Here is a 15,755-nt window from a genome sequence, read left to right as displayed (position 1 = left end):
CAATGCCGAATTTAGGTTGGATGGAAATCCTCATTATTTTGGCCATCGTGCTGTTATTGTTCGGGGCAAACAAGCTTCCCGACTTGGCACGTTCGATGGGTCGCTCCGCCCGTATCTTCAAGTCTGAAGTCAAGGAGCTGCGCAACGACGACGAGACGCAAGCTACTCCGCAGCAGCCTGCGCAGAGCCAGGAACCTAAAGAAATCGCTCCTCCATCGAATCCACAGCAGCAAACAGGCCCTAACGCTCAGCAAAGCTTTTGGGACGCGCCTGAGAACCAGCACCGCCAGTAGCGTTTGTTGTTAAGGAATTCTTGGAGGTCGTAGTTCAGTGGGGCAACAGCAAGTTCCGCCTGCACAAAAGGCAGGTCGTCGATTTCGTCGGAAGCCAAAGAATGCTACCGGCGAGATGACGCTCGTTGAACACCTGAAAGAGCTACGACGCCGCGTCATCGTCTCGCTCGTCGCAGTGTGCGTCGGCACCGTTGTGGGATTCATTTGGTATCAGTCTGCGCCTTTTCACTGGTACCCACTCGGCGAAATCATTCGAGGCCCGTACTGCAACCTCCCGACTGAGCTTCGAGCAGACTTCACAGGTGATGGCAATTGTCGTCTCTTAGCGACGGGCCCCTTCGAAATGTTCATGCTGCGGCTGAAGGTAGGCGCGCTCGCTGGGCTCGTCATGGCATCACCAGTGTGGCTGACCCAAATTTGGCGATTCATCACGCCGGGGCTCCACAAGAATGAAAAACAGTACACATTCACGTTTGTGACGCTTGCGGTACTGCTCTTCGTGGCCGGGGCGATGCTTGCGTACTTTGTTTTGGACAAAGGACTGTACTTCCTGATGACGATGGGCAGCGAGGTGCAGATTGGCGCACTGTCTGGTGGAAGCTACTATAACTTTTTGCTCGGGCTCATCGTCGTCTTTGGTGTGAGCTTCGAAGTCCCCCTCATCATCGTGATGCTCAACGTCGCGGGCATCATTCGTTATGAACAGGTAAAGGATAAGCGCCGGATCATCATCGTTGGGATCTTTATCTTTGCGGCGTTTATGACACCCGGCCAGGACCCGTTCTCGATGGTCGCGCTGGCGCTCTCCATCACACTCCTCGTCGAGTGCGCATTCCAGTTCTGCAGGATCAATGACAAGCGCCACGCCAGGAACAGACCGGACTGGCTCGACTTCGACGACGACGAGTCCTCAGGACCTATCGACGCAGCTTCGCCCATCGAAAAGGCAGCACCGATTGGTAACGTAGCGGCCGTAGAGAAGCCAAAGCCCGTGCACACGTTTACCGAGGATCCCTTCAACGACGTACTGTAGGGGCATGTCCGCTTCCTCTGACTCGTTTCTCGCACAGTTTCAAGCCTCGAAGGATTTTCCGCTCGACCCATTCCAAATTGAAGCTTGCCAGGCACTCGAAGACGATCGGGGCGTGCTCGTCTGCGCCCCAACGGGATCCGGGAAAACCGTAGTCGGTGAGTTCGCCGTTGCGCTGGCGCTCTCGCGAGGCACAAAGTGCTTTTACACCACACCAATTAAGGCGCTGAGCAATCAGAAGTACCACGACTTCGTCGCTGCATACGGCGAAGAATCCGTTGGACTGCTGACAGGCGACGTGAGCATCAACGGTTCGGCGGACATCGTCGTGATGACGACAGAGGTACTCCGAAACATGGTGTACGCGGAAGCACCTCGCCTGGACCGACTAACCCACGTGGTAATGGATGAAATCCACTTCCTCGCAGACCCGGAACGTGGACCTGTTTGGGAGGAGATCATTCTCAACTTGGACGACTCCGTCCAGATCGTTGGGCTTTCGGCGACTGTGTCGAACTCGGAAGAGTTCGGTGAATGGCTCAACACTGTTCGTGGCGATACGACCGTGATTGTTTCCGAAGACCGTCCGGTTCCGTTAAGTCAGTACATGATGGTTGGCAAGAAGGTCCTTCCATTGTTCGAACCTGCCAACCCATCCTCCGAGCCCGAACTTAACAGGGCTTTGGCGCATCAGATCGCCCGTATCGAGTCTCGAACGACGGAAGAAGGCGCGGACGACTTTCATGAAGGTCGCGGGTTCCGTGCCCGCTCGAGTGGACGTCGCCATGGGAGGACGCGCCAACAAGACCGCTACCGTCCGGTTGGGCGGCCGGAAGTTGTCGAGGTGCTCGATGGGCTAGAGATGCTTCCGGCAATTGTGTTCATCTTCTCTCGAGCGGGATGCGATGGCGCTCTCTACCAATGCCTCCGTTCGCGGAAGGAACTCACGACAGAAGAGGAACGTGCACGTGCCGCCGAGATCATCGACGCGGGTGTTGAAGGCATCCCGGAAGAGGATCTCAAAGTACTGAACTACCGGCAGCTTCGCAGCGCGTGGCTGAGGGGGTTCGCATCGCACCACGCAGGGCTATTACCCGCGTTCAAGCACATCGTCGAGCAGTTATTTGTGGAAGGGCTCGTCCGGGTGGTCTTTGCGACCGAAACGCTGGCCCTGGGCATCAACATGCCGGCCCGAACCGTCGTGCTGGAGAAGTTAGTCAAGTTCAACGGCGAGGGCCACGTAGACCTCACACCAGGGCAGTACACCCAGCTCACGGGGCGCGCCGGTCGGCGAGGGATCGATGTGCTCGGCAACGCTGTTGTGCAGTGGGCGCCAGCGATGGACCCGCAGTATGTAGCTGGATTGGCGTCGACAAGAACGTATCCACTCATTTCACCATTTGCTCCCGGCTACAACATGGCTATCAACATGCTTGCCATGAATGGTTTCGACGACTCCATTCGACTTATCGAGCAGTCATTTGCTCAGTTCCAAACCGACCGATCCGTGGTTGGCGAGGTGAGGGACCTAGAGCGGCTGGAAGGCAAAGTTGCTCGACTTCGCGCCCAATTATCCCGCGATATCTCTTCGTACGCGCCACCATCAGATCACGCGATTGAGGACCTGTTGGAGTACTTGGACATCCGACATGCTCTCAGCGTGGAGGAGAAGAAAGCACGCAGAGACGTGCTCGACAACCGGCACACCGAGGTCGCCCGCGTGCTGGCCCGACTGGAAGTCGGCGAGATCATCGCGCTTCCTGGTAAACGTCAACCGGAGCTCGCGGTCGTGGTTCAGCCCGCCGGCAGACACGACGATCCGCGCCCCTGGGTCACCACCGAGCGTGGCTGGTCGAGCCGCATCAACGCTGATTTTTTCAAGAACACTCCACTCGTCGTAGGGCGAATGAAAGTTCCACGGCATACGCGGGACCAACCACGCAAATTTGCGAAAAAGATCGCAAGCCAGCTCCGCCACGCTCCGGTGCATGCACCAAAGCGACTGCGTGAGAAGGCCCGGTATCGAACTCCAAAATCCGTCACCAAACTTCGCGAGCAACTTCATGCGCACCCCGTCCACTCATGGCCGGCCACGGACCGCGAAATGCTGGCCCGAGTAGGCGAGAAGCTTGCCCGTGAGCAGCGCGCACTTGACCGGCTGAGCAGGCAAGTAGACAACGCCACCGACACACTTGGCAGAACATTCGAGCGCCTGATCGGGCTGCTGCAAGAACTCGACTACGTGGAGCTCGTGGAAGGAGAATTCCAAGTCACTGATGAGGGCGAGCGTTTAGCAAAGCTGCACAATGTTTCGGACCTCCTCGTTGCGCAGTGCCTAAAACGCGGGATCTGGGACGAGTTGGACCCCGCCGAGCTCGCCGGTGTCGCGTCGATGGTCGTGTTTGAGAACCGCCGTACCACGGGAGGCTCCCCGGAGGCCGCTACAGAGCCAATGGCCCACGCAATGAATGAAACGATGCGTGTGTACGGCGAACTCGTTTCCGATGAGCAGCGCCACAATCTTCCACTCACCAGAATGCCAGACCCACATTTCTCACTCGCGTTGCACCAATGGACCGCCGGCGCACCGCTTGGGTACGCGCTTGCAGCCGCGGCAGAATCTGGCGCGGAACTGACCGCGGGCGACTTTGTCCGATGGTGCCGGCAGGTGATCGACCTGCTAGAACAGGTGAAGAAGGTCGGCTACAGCGATGAGATTCGCAACAATGCGAACCGCGCGATAGAAGCTATTCGACGCGGTGTAGTGGCAATCGGGAACTAGTGCGAGTACTAGTGCGCCTACGATGGGCGTATGACTTTCTTCGGAAGCGATACATTTGAACGTCGACGCGCAGCAGCCTGCAAATTTCTTGTGGCAAATCACCTGCGCGCCGTGATCATCGGCCCTGGTCCGGAATTTGAATACCTGACCGGTACACAAATCGATACGCACGAGAGGCTCTCCGCTATCGTGCTCACCGATGAAGGAAACGCTACCGTTGTCCTCCCCAGCACCGACGCTGGCTCCTTCCCCTCAGACGACCCGGCGCTCATCCCCATTGGGTGGCGCGATGGCGAAGACCCCTATGAAATAGTTTATAAACTCATCGCATCGCCTGCCGACAGCGCAACGCCTCCGATCGTTGGCCTGGGCAGCACGCTCACCGCGGATCACGTGCTGGCTTTGCAGCGATACCCATTCAAGACCTGTCTTGCGCAGGACGCATTGTCTAGTCTGTTTATGGTCAAGGATGATGACGAGATTGCGCAATTGGCTCAGGCCGCCGAAGCAATCGACCGCGTTCATGCCCTCGTTCCCTCGCTACTTACCCCAGGTATTACCGAGCGCACTGTGGCCGACGCACTGCACACGGCGATCCTGGAGGAGCACACTGCAGTAGACTTCATCATCGTTGGTTCTGGCCCCAACGGCGCAAACCCTCATCACGACTTCTCCGATCGAATCATTGAAGCAGGGGACATCGTCGTCGTCGATATCGGAGGGACGATCGCGAGCGGCTACCACTCCGACTGCACGCGAACGTATCTTGTCGAAGGAGCACCGGGTAGCCAAGAGCAGCTCGATGCCTACGAAGTGCTTTTGCAAGCGCAACAGGCAGCTTGCGACGCCGCTCGGCCTGGAATGCGAGCAGAAGAGCTCGACGCGGTTGCGAGGAACATTATCTCCGAGCACGGATACGGCGAGTGGTTTACGCACCGAATCGGGCACGGCATTGGGTTGGCTGGCCACGAACCGCCGTTCCTGGTCACCGGCAATGATCTCGTCCTAGATGAAGGAATGGTCTTTTCCATCGAACCAGGAATTTACAAACCAGACAGCTGGGGAATGCGTATCGAGGACATAGTGCATCTTCAGGCAGACGGTGCACACGCTCTGAACACCAGGCCAAAGACCTTGCAGCCCCACCCGCGAGACACTCCGAGGATCTAGGAAAGCACGTACATGGAGTTCGGCTTAACTCTTCGCACACTGCTGCCGCTTAGCGTTGACCTCACGCATTCACATCCGCTCACAGATGCGGAGTACGGCAAAGCAACTTGGGCAGTCGGCGCTCGTCCTGGCACACTGCTGCAAGCAACGCCGATTCGTCCTATAGGGCTGCAGTACAGGCTCAATCGTGCCAACGCATTCAGAATTGAATACACCACGACCGACGAGCGGGAACGCGTGATGTCTGCTACCGGCGCGGTGTTCCTCAGCAAGCGTCCCTGGCACGGCAATGGACAGCGTCCAACCGTCGCGTTCGCCCCGTCCACCCAAGGCGTTGCCCCGGCATGTGACCCTTCTTACTCCTGCACTGTGGGACTTCGACTTCGACGTAAACCACTGGACCTTATCGCTGCCTACGAGCAGCCTGCGATCAACATGTTGCTCGCCGCGGGAGCGAATGTCGTGTTGACGGACTATCCACGAGATCCCGAAGACAATGTGCAGCTCTATTGCTTCCACCGCGCAGCAGCCCACGCACTCGCCGATGCAGTTCGCGCCAGCGTAGGCCTAGGCTGCAGCGTCGAAAAGCTTGGTCTCTGGGGTTTTTCTCAGGGCGGGGGCGCCGCAGCTTCATGGTTAGAGCAACCCGAGTACGCGCCAGAACTACATCTGCGCGCCGCAGTCGTCGGAGCACCACCTGCAGATCTACTTGCGATGCTCGACCGCATCGATGGGACGCTTCCGTCCATCATGATTCTTTACGCAGTCGCCGCCCTTCTAGCATCCGACCCAGAGATCACGGAAGAACTGATGCCCCACCTCAGCCCCGTTGGTATGTCCGCTGTCATCCTCGACGCGAACATCTGCGCAGTGGGCGCGGTCCTCCGCCATGCTTGGGCAAGCACCGTACACTGGACGGCCGCAGGTATCCCAATGTCGACGCTCCTCGAGGATCTTCCGAAAACAGCCGCAGCGCTCGACGATCACGCATTAGGAACTCGTACACCACTCGATATCCCACTCAGACTGTGGGGCAGTAAGCACGACGACATCGTCCCGTGGCAAGTGGTCGCCGAACTAGGGGAGAAGTGGGGTAGACCGGTTCAAAAGCGTAAACTTCCAAAGCTTCCGGGAAGAACTGGCATCAATCACTTCGCCCCATACTTCCAGCACCTCCGAAAGGACGTCCTGTGGCTATTAAGCCAGCTAGAATCCTCAGGCAAGTAACCGTGTAGTCCGGCTAAGATGGTCGGCATGCCAATCTACATTTTGACGTATTTCCTCGTAGAAGCGCTGGCGTTTTTCCTTGTCGCGAAGTCAATCGGCGTTGGCTGGGCTTTGCTGGCAATCTTCGCGCTGATGGTGCTAGGCGGTGCACTGGCGACGCTCACGCTCCGCGGCGAACTCGCAAAGGCGGCACGTGGCAAAACATCTGTAGGGAAGCTAGCAGGCGACTCTGCGCTTCTCATGGTTGGCTGGGCTTTTTGCATTATCCCGGGCTTCGTTTCTTCAATCCTGGGGTTCTTCTTGGTCTTCAGCCCTACTCGCTCGATACTCCGAAACCACCTTTCACGCTCTCTGCGGCAACGCGTGGAAAATGTTGGAATCAGGATGTACGAATCGACGCCGATGTCCCGAAACTCCGCTTCCTACGGCTCGTTCACGCGGCCAACTCCTGAGCGTGGGGCCAGCGACGATGAGCACCCCGTCATTGACACGGATGAAATTGAAGACTGGCTCTACGAAGAGCACAAACGCCGATCAGAAGGTGGGGAAGAGGGACCACGGTCGTGAATGCGTCACTCCGACTTGTCCTCGCGGTACTTTCCGGCGTTGCGGTTGCGTTCTCCTATGAGCCGTTCGGGTACTGGTTCCTCGCAGTACTCGGCGTTGGTGCGTTCTACCTCGCTCTGATGCCGTGGCAACGTTTTGCTACAGCAGTGAAGCCATCGCCAAGTACAGCATTTGGCTGCTTGCTCGGGTTTGCCCATGCCGCCACGTGCTACTTGATCCTCCTGCCCTGGATCGGAGCATTCGTCGGCGCGATGCCCTACGTGGCGCTCGCTATCACGCTGGCGCTCTCAGCGCTTATCACTGGCGCGGTTGGCGTCCGCATTGCCCGTTGTCAGTATGGGTTCCTTGCTTTTCCATTTGTGTATATCGCGGTGGAGTTCCTCCGCTCGTCGCTTCCATTCGGCGGATTTTCCTGGGTCCGGCTGGCATGGGGGCAGGTCAATGGGCCTCTGGTGTGGCTATCTTCAATTGGTGGTCCAGCGCTAGTTTCTCTCGCCGCCTGTCTCGCTGGTGTAAGCCTCGTGACGTTTCTCATCACGCGTGGGAGAACCCGCAGGGTAGCTGCGTTAGGTTTCGCGCTCCCGATCGGGCTCGGAGGACTTATCAGCCCGAGTTTCGATGGCGAGGGGACAGAGGCTCAGACGGCACAGGGCAACTCCGTACTGGTCGCAGCGATTCAAGGCAATGTGCCGCGCCTCGGGCTTGACTTCAACGCTCAGCGCAGAGCCGTGTTACAAAATCACGTCGATGAAACTGTTCGCGCAGCGAATGATGCCCAAAAACAAGGTGAAAAGCTTGACCTCGTTATTTGGCCGGAGAACTCGTCGGACGTGAACCCGTTTCAAGATCCTTTGGCGGCGTCGTCAATCGAACGCGCTGTGAGCGCAGTAGAGGCACCGGTGCTGGTGGGGACGCTGACTCGCGACGAGGTCGGTGCGCGCAACACGATGGTCGTGTTTGACCCGGAAACAGGGCCAGGCGAGACGCATCATAAACGCTTTTTGCAGCCGTTTGGCGAGTACATGCCAATGCGCGACTTCTTCCGGAAAATCACGGACCTCGTGGACCTCGCCAGCGATTTCAAGCCCGGCAATGGCCCAGGTGTCGTCCACATGGGAGGCATCCCTGTTGGGGTTGCCACATGCTATGAAGTGGCAGAAGACCCGGCGTACCGGATGGCAATTAATAATGGTGCGCAAATTCTCGCTACACCGACGAACAACGCGACTTTCGGGTTTAGCGATATGACCTATCAGCAGCTGGCGATGAGCAGGCTGCGTGCCATTGAAACGGATAGGGCAGTAGTTGTTGCAGCTACTTCAGGTGTGTCAGCAATCGTGCACCCTGATGGAACGGTGAGCCAAGAAACTTCTATATTTGAAGCTAACCACCTGATTGAACGCCTGCCACTACATACAACGCGGACATTTGCTGTGCGTTTTGGGGACTACCTCGAGGCTGCGTTCGTTTGGCTTGGGTTCATGCTCATACTCGGTGCAGCAGTCCGCCGACCCAGGGAGTATGCTAGACAACATTTGAACAACGGCGAGAAACGTTGCTGGAAAAGGAGCAGCCACCGTGGCGAATTCGACATTAGTGATCATCCCGACGTACGACGAGATTGAGAATCTTCCCCTCATTGTTGGCCGGGTTTTCGATGCAAACGATGATGTAGACATCCTTATTGTCGACGACAATTCTCCTGACGGAACGGGGCAGAAGGCAGACGAACTGGCAGAAACGAACGATCGCCTGCACGTCCTGCACCGTGCTGGCAAGGAAGGGCTACTCGCCGCGTACCGCGACGGTTTCAACTGGGGACTCGAGCGTGACTATGAGGTTATCTGCCAGATGGACGCCGATGGCTCGCATGCACCTGAGGAGCTTCACCGCTTGTTGGAGGAGATCGAAAGCGGCGCAGACGTCGTAATCGGTTCGCGGTATGTGGACGGCGGGGAGGTTAAAAATTGGCCGAAGCAGCGCTACTTGCTTTCCAAGCTGGGAAACGCCTATGTTTCCCTTGCGCTGGGTGGCGATGTTCGCGACATGACCGCAGGTTACCGCGCTTTTCGACGCGAAGTCCTCGAGACCATCGATCTCCAGGAGTTGTCCAACAAGGGCTATATTTTCCAGGTCGATATGGCACACAAGGCCGAGCTTGCCGGTTTCGACGTTCGCGAAGTACCGATTACATTCGAGGACCGCACGTTGGGCGAATCTAAGCTAGACGCAAGCTTCGCGACAACTTCTCTCTGGGAAGTCACCAAGTGGGGTGCCACCGAAAAGTTTGGCACCGCACGGGAGATGGCGAAAGAGGGATTCCGAATGCTCAGCTACGAGGCCAAGCGCTCTAAAGCAAACGAGCTGCTGAGCAAGGCGAACGACCTGCCTCAGCTCGCGGGCAACGTCGTAGAGGTTGCCAAGGAATTCATCGCTTCGAAGCGTAAGTAACTTCGCGTTGACAGTTAGACGAAAGGCGAGAAGCTACAGAATATGTGGCCTCTCGCCTTCGGGCTATAACTAGCTCTTACTTCTTGTTTTCTGCTGCTTGTTCTTTCGCCAAGCGCGCAGCAGCGCGACGACGTTTCCGCAGCTGTTCAAGGCGCTCTTCAAGCAGCACGTCGAGCTCTTCGATAGTACGGCGTTCGCGAAGCATATCCCAGTGAGTACGGGGTGGCTTCGTCGGCTTCGACTCGACGCCTTCGCCTTCCATAAGGGTGCCGAGCTGGCCGTTCTTGCACATCCATTCCTCTGGAATCTCTGCATCATCTGCGAACGGCACTTCGAAAATCTCGCCGTTCGGAGTGCGGTATCGCGCTTGCTGCCGAGGCGCGAGATCATGGTCTCGGTCCGTCTCGTAGCTCACAGCGCCCATTCGACTTCCGCGAAGAACACGATCAGCCATACTCAATTGTCCCTTCTAAACACATTTAAATGCAGTCGCCCTATTATAACGTTCACCTTTTAGATTTTGTTCCCGCAGTATTGAACCGGACATGCATTCCGTTCAAGGTGTGTATTAGGCTGACCCGTATGCCAGAAAGTGATGTGTACGCGAAGAGCGAATCGCCTACGTGTCAGTGGTGTGGCAAAGAAATGGCTCGTCAGCAGGGAAGAGGACGCCGCCGAAAATATTGCAGCCAGTCATGTAAGCAGCGCGCGTATGAACAGCGTAACTTTGTAGCCGGCACTGCGATTGATGAAGGGGCAGCCATCCTTAAACCGGAAACTGTGTCGATGCTCCGCGACAACCTTTTCGTTTTGCGTTGTACAGCGGAAGATATCCGGACAGCGGTGGATGAAGGTGCAAACCCGGATGAATTACGTAACATGTGTGACGAATTAATTGAATTAGCGCGAACAGTTGAGAAGTTGAGGTAAGTACCCATGAAGGAAGTGCAAGCTCCCAGCGACCGCAAGAAGAAGCTCTTGATGGTCATGGTTGCGGGAATTGCGGTGCTCGCGGTCCTAATCGCGATGATCCCATTGCTGCTCAACATGTTTGGTGGCGGTGGAGTCAAGACAGAAGGAATTGATACAGACCGACTTAAACCGGCGGACACTGACATCAACGGCGTTTGGAAAATCCAAAAGCGTCCTGGCGTCAACTCGACGTCCGTTGGGTTCACGTTCGATGAAGTTCTTCCTGGTGAAGCAAAAACAACCTCAGGATCGACGACAGGCGTTGAAGGCGAAGTACATATTGAGTCGGGTGTACTGCAATCTGGCGAAATCGTAGTCGACATGACGAATTTGACTACAGACAGCGATGTTCGAGACAACAACGTACGCCGGAAGATTCTTCACACGGATCAATACCCGACGTCAAGCTTCACGATCACCGAGCCGATTGATCTATCCAAGGTTCCATCAGACGGTTCCGCTGGAACCGTGAACGTGGTCGGAGACTTGACCATCCATGGCGAGACGAATCGCGTCACAGCACCTTTTGACGTAGCCCTGTCTGGCAGCCATCTCATCGTCGCGGGCGATGTACCGTTTGATAGAGCTGACTACGGCGTTGAGACGCCTGAATTTGTCGCAGCGAAGATTGCCGAGAGCGGGCTACTGAATATTCGCCTCAATATGACCAAGTAGACTGTCCAGAATTACCCGCCCAATTACGTCACGTTGCGTTATTGGGCGGGCTCGCTATCTATATGCAAAGTTGTGGAAATGTCCGATAATGTACATTATGTCAACTAAGGCACTTGACCCTTGCTTCTTATCGGCGCCCACCCCGGTGCTTCCGTACCAATACCGCCTGTGCCAGATCCAAGCCCCCTACTGATGCAACTGCTTCGCGAACCGCAAACTGCCAGAGCCATAGTCGGCGAAATACTTCGTCATAGCCATCGGCCGCAGCTTCACGGAGCCGCCCTTCAAACATTTGACGCTGCAAACGAATCGACAACCGAAGATGTTCCGGCGCACGGCTAATACTGATCGCTTGGAGATGCGTTTGCTGTTCAACTAGCTTCAGAAAATCGACTTCATATTGATACTCCATACCTGGCCATACATACGCACCAAGCACTTGAAGCGCACTCCGACACGCTCGGTTCACGGTTTTTGATTGCACGCGACGTGCCATCACCGATTGCACACCGATACGCCCGCCTGGAAGTAGCATGCGGTCCATCGCGCGAAGGTACTGCACTTTATCGCGTTTCGGGCATGATTCAAGCTGACTAAATGAAACGATTGCATCATACGGCCCATGCTGCTGGGCCCATTGGGCGTCACCAAGTTTGCCCACGGCAACGCGCACATCGTTCGCAGCGCCATTAAGAATGAGGTATTCCCGAAGATGAGCGGCACTGTCATGGCTAATTGCGAGAGTATCAACCACCACTCCGCGCCCTATCGCGGCCAGAGCCACAGCACCTCCCGAGTTCGGATACTCGAGCATTCTCGTACCGCGCCCTGCACCGACTAGGCCCAGCAACTGCTGAGCGCTCCGCGCCTGTATATCGCCCAAGTCGGCTCGATCCGCATCGAGCGGTGCTTCGTAGGTGGTCACATCGATATAGCGGCGCTTCGCGCCACGCTGTTTGGCACGCTGCTCCGGGTAGGACTTGGTCAGTTTGCGCTCGGTAGTTGCGACACCTGTAGCGAAATGACCCTGGAAAGCACTCACACGATCGCCCGAAAAGTGCTGTACGAGAGAACTCGGCAGCATCGCTCCAACAGTTTCCGGCCGTGGCTTCCACGATGTACGACGGGGTACGTAGCCCTGCCCCAGCAGCTTCGCAATGACTTCAACAAGTACATCCGATGAGGTCACTGACCACTCGCCTGCCATGTACCCCTCTGCCAGGCCTGTCCAGCCAGCAGCCGCGATTCGTTCAAAAAGCCGCTCATGGTTCACGAGAATGTCAGCGTCGTCACCAGAAAGCGTTACACCCGCGGCGTCACAGGCTCGAGCAAACTCGGCCTCGGCAAGCCTGGCGCGAGTTTTCAGAGCAAACCCATCCAACGGCTGCACTAGCCGTGGCCACTTTGTGGCGTCAACAGTGTGTAAATGCGTTGGTACTGGTTCAGGAATCGGCACGCTTCCCCACCTTACTTGGTCAAACTTTCAGCGGAGTTTTCGACGCTTCATCTCCAAAACCATACCGTTCTAACATTATGGGCGTACTATAAAGGGAAGAAAATTCAAACAGCTTTCCCAAGGAGCGACACTTTTATGACTCAGACACCATACCGCCCCGCTGGAAACCGCCATCACGTCGTGATCGTAGGTGCGGGGTTTGGTGGCATTAACGCTGCTCATGCACTCGCGGATGCAGACGTAGACATTACGATTATTAACCGCACAAACCACTTCATCTTCGCCCCTCTGCTCTATCAGGTAGCGACCGGTCTTCTGTCTGTCGGCGAAATTGCCTCTTCGGTTCGCCAGATTTTGGCAAGCCAGGACAACGTTCGCGTTGTGCGCGGCAATGTTGACGAGATCGATACCGCGAATCAGATCGTCACTGCTTCCGATGATGGTGCGTCGTCACAGTATGCCTACGACTCATTGATCCTCGCAGCGGGTGCAGGCCAGTCCTACTTCGGCAACGATCACTTTGCGGAGTTCGCACCTGGTTTGAAAACAGCCGATGACGCGCTCGAGGTGCGCGCGCGCATTCTTGATGCCTTCGAGAAAGCTGAGCTAGCTACTTCCGCTGAAGAACGCGAACGGCTGCTCACTTTTGTGCTCGTCGGCGCCGGTCCAACTGGTGTTGAGCTCGCTGGACAGATCGCCGAGTTGGCGCACCGCGCATTTGCTGGAGGCCAGTACTCGTTCTCACCAGATCAGACCAAGATCCTTCTTATCGACGGCATGCCACAGGTTCTGCCACCATTTGGAAAGCGTCTTGGCCGGAAGGCGCAGCGCGAGTTGGAGAAGGCAGGCGTTACTGTCATCTTGAATGCCATTGTGACTAACGTCGACGCTGAGAGCGTCACGTACAAGAACACCAAGACCGACGAAGAGACCACTGTCTACACTCCAACGAAGATTTGGTCTGCTGGTGTCCAGGCTTCCCCGCTGGGCAAGCAGGTCGCCGAGCAAGCTGGTGTAGAGGCTGAACGTAACGGCAAGGTGCCGGTGAACGCTGACCTGTCCGTTGGCGAACTGTCGAATGTATTCATCGTGGGCGACATGATGAGCCGCGACCGCTTGCCAGGCGTCGCTCAGGTTGCAATCCAGTCCGGTGAATATGTCGGAAAGATTTTGAAGGCACAGGTTGAAGACGAGATTACGCCGGAACAGCGCGAGCCATTCTCTTACTTTGACAAGGGATCGATGGCTATCGTCACTCGCTTTAACGCTGTCGTGAAGATGGGCAAGGTCGAAATCGCTGGATTCTTGGGTTGGTTGATGTGGCTCTACGTCCACGTCTCGTTCCTTACTGGATTGCGCAACCGGACTGTTACAGCGTTGACGTGGGTTTACAACGCTTTGAGCTCGAAGCGATACAACCTTCCGACTACACCAGGCCAACGCCACGCGAGCTCCGAAAACGCAGAGAACTAGGTGACTCTGCTGACGCGCCTCTCCCCTTTGTATGAGGTTGGAGAGGCGCGTTCGTGTTCCGTTCTCGAAGGGCGTAGTATCTCGAGCGTTGTTGTATCCCTCGCCCTTGATTGGCGCGACGCAGGTAGTAAAGGGGGCCACTATGCCACCAAGGATCCCGTTGTCGAGGAAGTCGTCGAAAAACACGCTTCAACCATCGCGCATACCGGTGAAGGTCCCTCTGGAACGCTCGATCGACTTTTGCAAAGTATTTGTCGACGGCAAGCGCGTCCCTGGCAACTATCGGATTCCACAGGCGCTGCAGGTCGCGCGGGAGCACGATAACGCGTTTGTGTGGGTCTCGTTGAAAGGTCCGACAGATGAGCAGATGACGAAGATCTCGTCGTTTTTCGACATTGACGATCTGATCGTTGACGACGTAGTCGATGCCCACCAGAGGCCAAAGGTTGAGCGCTACGATGAGCAGCTGTTCATGGTCGTGCGCTCGGTGTATTACCGCGACGATGAGGAGGTTGCGGATGCCCGTGAAATCATTTCCACTGGTGAAGTCCAAATTGTGACCGGTCCGAACTTTGCGATCACAATCCGGCACGGCGCACCACTGCCTGATTTGACTGGCAAACTAGAGAGCGAGGAGGAGCTTGCGGTGCTTGGCCCAAGTGCCGTCGCATGGGTGGTGTCCGACTACATCGTCGATAACTATTTGAAGGTCGCAGACAACCTGAGCCGCGACGTCGATGAGCTGGAAAACGAAGTGTTTACGCCTCGGCGAGACATTAACATTGACAAGATTTACAACTACAAACGTGAGATCTTGGAGATGCGCCACGCGATCGACCCACTTGCACCGGCGTTAAAGAATGGTTTGACCAACAACCGTGATCTGATGCGGAAAGCGCTCAGATCTTACTTCCGTGACGTGCAGGACAACGCGACGATCGTGAGTGACCACCTCTCAGGCTTCGATGAACGCCTTTCTTCTCTGCTTGACGCCTCGGTTGCGAAGGTTTCGATGCAACAGAACTCCGATATGCGTACGATATCTGCAGTAGTTGGTATGGCTGCGGCCCCGACCATGATTGCCGGTGTCTATGGCATGAATTTCGAGAACATGCCGGAATTGGCTTGGAAGTACTCCTACCCGGTGGTGCTCGGCATCATGATCCTGACCATGGCACTGATGTATTGGTGGTTCAGGAAGAACCGCTGGCTTTAGGGTACGAGGAGCTTCAGATTGGTCAGGGCCACTAACTTGCCTTCGTGATGCATTTCGATGCGCCAGAGGTGGGTTCGCCGCCCGACATGAACTGGGCGCGCGGATGCTTCGATTCGCCCGTCACGGACGCTTCGTAGGAGGTCGGTGTTGTTGTTCATGCCGACAGCAGGTCTGCCAGCTGTCGCCATCGCTGCAACGGAACCTACCGTTTCTGCGAGACCGGCATAGACTCCCCCGTTGACGATCCCAGCAGGCTGAAGATGCTGGGGTCCGACGTCTATATGTGCAGTTACGCACTCTGGGCTACACGCCGTGATCACCATGCCGATCGTGTTGGCGTAACCGTTGTTGTATTCGTTGAGGGTCCGCAATTCTTCCTCGTTGAGCTCGCGATCAACTTTTTCGAATAGAAAACTCATTCCGTTCTTTCCTCTCAGCAGCGT

The 15,755-nt window shown here is 56.3% G+C and carries 15 protein-coding genes; 12 read left to right on the top strand and 3 right to left on the bottom strand.

Annotated elements, in window-relative coordinates:
* Positions 1-2: 2 nt before the first annotated feature.
* The 8 genes from tatA to ACXIUA_RS07915 all read left to right on the top strand — a co-directional run bounded on the left by tatA (position 3) and on the right by ACXIUA_RS07915 (position 9,520).
* Entirely contained in the window at positions 3-293 is a 291-nt protein-coding gene (gene tatA / locus ACXIUA_RS07950; protein WP_070362472.1) for a Sec-independent protein translocase subunit TatA, read from the top strand.
* Between the two features lie 115 nt (positions 294-408).
* Positions 409-1,326: a twin-arginine translocase subunit TatC gene (tatC, locus tag ACXIUA_RS07945; protein WP_457976522.1), complete on the top strand. Its 918-nt coding sequence runs from the start codon at positions 409-411 to the stop codon at positions 1,324-1,326.
* A gap of 4 nt (positions 1,327-1,330) precedes the next feature.
* Complete coding sequence (locus ACXIUA_RS07940; protein ID WP_457976521.1) at positions 1,331-4,105, top strand: DEAD/DEAH box helicase; 2,775 nt, start codon at positions 1,331-1,333, stop codon at positions 4,103-4,105.
* A gap of 30 nt (positions 4,106-4,135) precedes the next feature.
* A complete protein-coding gene (locus tag ACXIUA_RS07935) occupies positions 4,136-5,275 on the top strand; it encodes a M24 family metallopeptidase (protein WP_457976520.1) in 1,140 nt (379 codons plus the stop codon).
* A 12-nt stretch (positions 5,276-5,287) separates the two neighbouring features.
* Positions 5,288-6,502: a lipase family protein gene (locus ACXIUA_RS07930; RefSeq protein WP_457976519.1), complete on the top strand. Its 1,215-nt coding sequence runs from the start codon at positions 5,288-5,290 to the stop codon at positions 6,500-6,502.
* Between the two features lie 27 nt (positions 6,503-6,529).
* The gene (locus ACXIUA_RS07925) at positions 6,530-7,069 is read left to right on the top strand and encodes an FxsA family protein (protein ID WP_070363522.1); all 540 of its coding nucleotides are present in this window, start codon (positions 6,530-6,532) and stop codon (positions 7,067-7,069) included.
* The gene (gene lnt / locus ACXIUA_RS07920; protein ID WP_457976518.1) at positions 7,066-8,694 is read left to right on the top strand and encodes an apolipoprotein N-acyltransferase; all 1,629 of its coding nucleotides are present in this window, start codon (positions 7,066-7,068) and stop codon (positions 8,692-8,694) included. The genes ACXIUA_RS07925 and lnt overlap by 4 nt, the downstream gene beginning before the upstream one ends.
* The gene (locus ACXIUA_RS07915) at positions 8,648-9,520 is read left to right on the top strand and encodes a polyprenol monophosphomannose synthase (RefSeq protein WP_457976517.1); all 873 of its coding nucleotides are present in this window, start codon (positions 8,648-8,650) and stop codon (positions 9,518-9,520) included. The genes lnt and ACXIUA_RS07915 overlap by 47 nt, the downstream gene beginning before the upstream one ends.
* Before the next feature lie 76 nt (positions 9,521-9,596).
* On the opposite strand, the gene ACXIUA_RS07910 is transcribed toward ACXIUA_RS07915, so the two are convergent.
* Positions 9,597-9,974, bottom strand: a complete 378-nt coding sequence (locus tag ACXIUA_RS07910; RefSeq protein WP_070477143.1) for an RNA polymerase-binding protein RbpA — start codon at positions 9,972-9,974, stop codon at positions 9,597-9,599.
* A gap of 128 nt (positions 9,975-10,102) precedes the next feature.
* Between ACXIUA_RS07910 and ACXIUA_RS07905 the strand changes: the two genes are divergently transcribed.
* Entirely contained in the window at positions 10,103-10,450 is a 348-nt protein-coding gene (locus ACXIUA_RS07905) for a hypothetical protein (protein ID WP_071572633.1), read from the top strand.
* Positions 10,451-10,456: 6 nt separating this feature from the next.
* Positions 10,457-11,167, top strand: a complete 711-nt coding sequence (locus ACXIUA_RS07900) for a YceI family protein (protein WP_457976516.1) — start codon at positions 10,457-10,459, stop codon at positions 11,165-11,167.
* Positions 11,168-11,294: 127 nt separating this feature from the next.
* Here the strand turns inward: ACXIUA_RS07900 and ACXIUA_RS07895 are convergent, their stop codons facing one another.
* Positions 11,295-12,557: a class I SAM-dependent methyltransferase gene (locus ACXIUA_RS07895; protein ID WP_457976515.1), complete on the bottom strand. Its 1,263-nt coding sequence runs from the start codon at positions 12,555-12,557 to the stop codon at positions 11,295-11,297.
* A 201-nt stretch (positions 12,558-12,758) separates the two neighbouring features.
* On the opposite strand from ACXIUA_RS07895, the gene ACXIUA_RS07890 reads away from it, so the two are divergent.
* Both ACXIUA_RS07890 and ACXIUA_RS07885 read left to right on the top strand, forming a co-directional pair.
* Entirely contained in the window at positions 12,759-14,096 is a 1,338-nt protein-coding gene (locus ACXIUA_RS07890; protein WP_256000175.1) for an NAD(P)/FAD-dependent oxidoreductase, read from the top strand.
* Between the two features lie 142 nt (positions 14,097-14,238).
* Positions 14,239-15,312 (top strand): magnesium and cobalt transport protein CorA, encoded by a 1,074-nt coding sequence (locus ACXIUA_RS07885; protein WP_457976514.1) that lies wholly within the window; start codon positions 14,239-14,241, stop codon positions 15,310-15,312.
* Here the strand turns inward: ACXIUA_RS07885 and ACXIUA_RS07880 are convergent.
* Positions 15,309-15,731, bottom strand: a complete 423-nt coding sequence (locus ACXIUA_RS07880; protein WP_070362482.1) for a PaaI family thioesterase — start codon at positions 15,729-15,731, stop codon at positions 15,309-15,311. The two genes, ACXIUA_RS07885 and ACXIUA_RS07880, sit on opposite strands and share 4 nt — an antisense overlap.
* Positions 15,732-15,755 lie beyond the last annotated feature (24 nt).

The sequence above is a fragment of the Corynebacterium sp. UMB8791 genome (assembly GCF_054166365.1).
The sequence above is the reverse complement of the archived record's forward strand: the minus strand, read 5'-3'. Positions and strand labels throughout refer to the sequence as shown.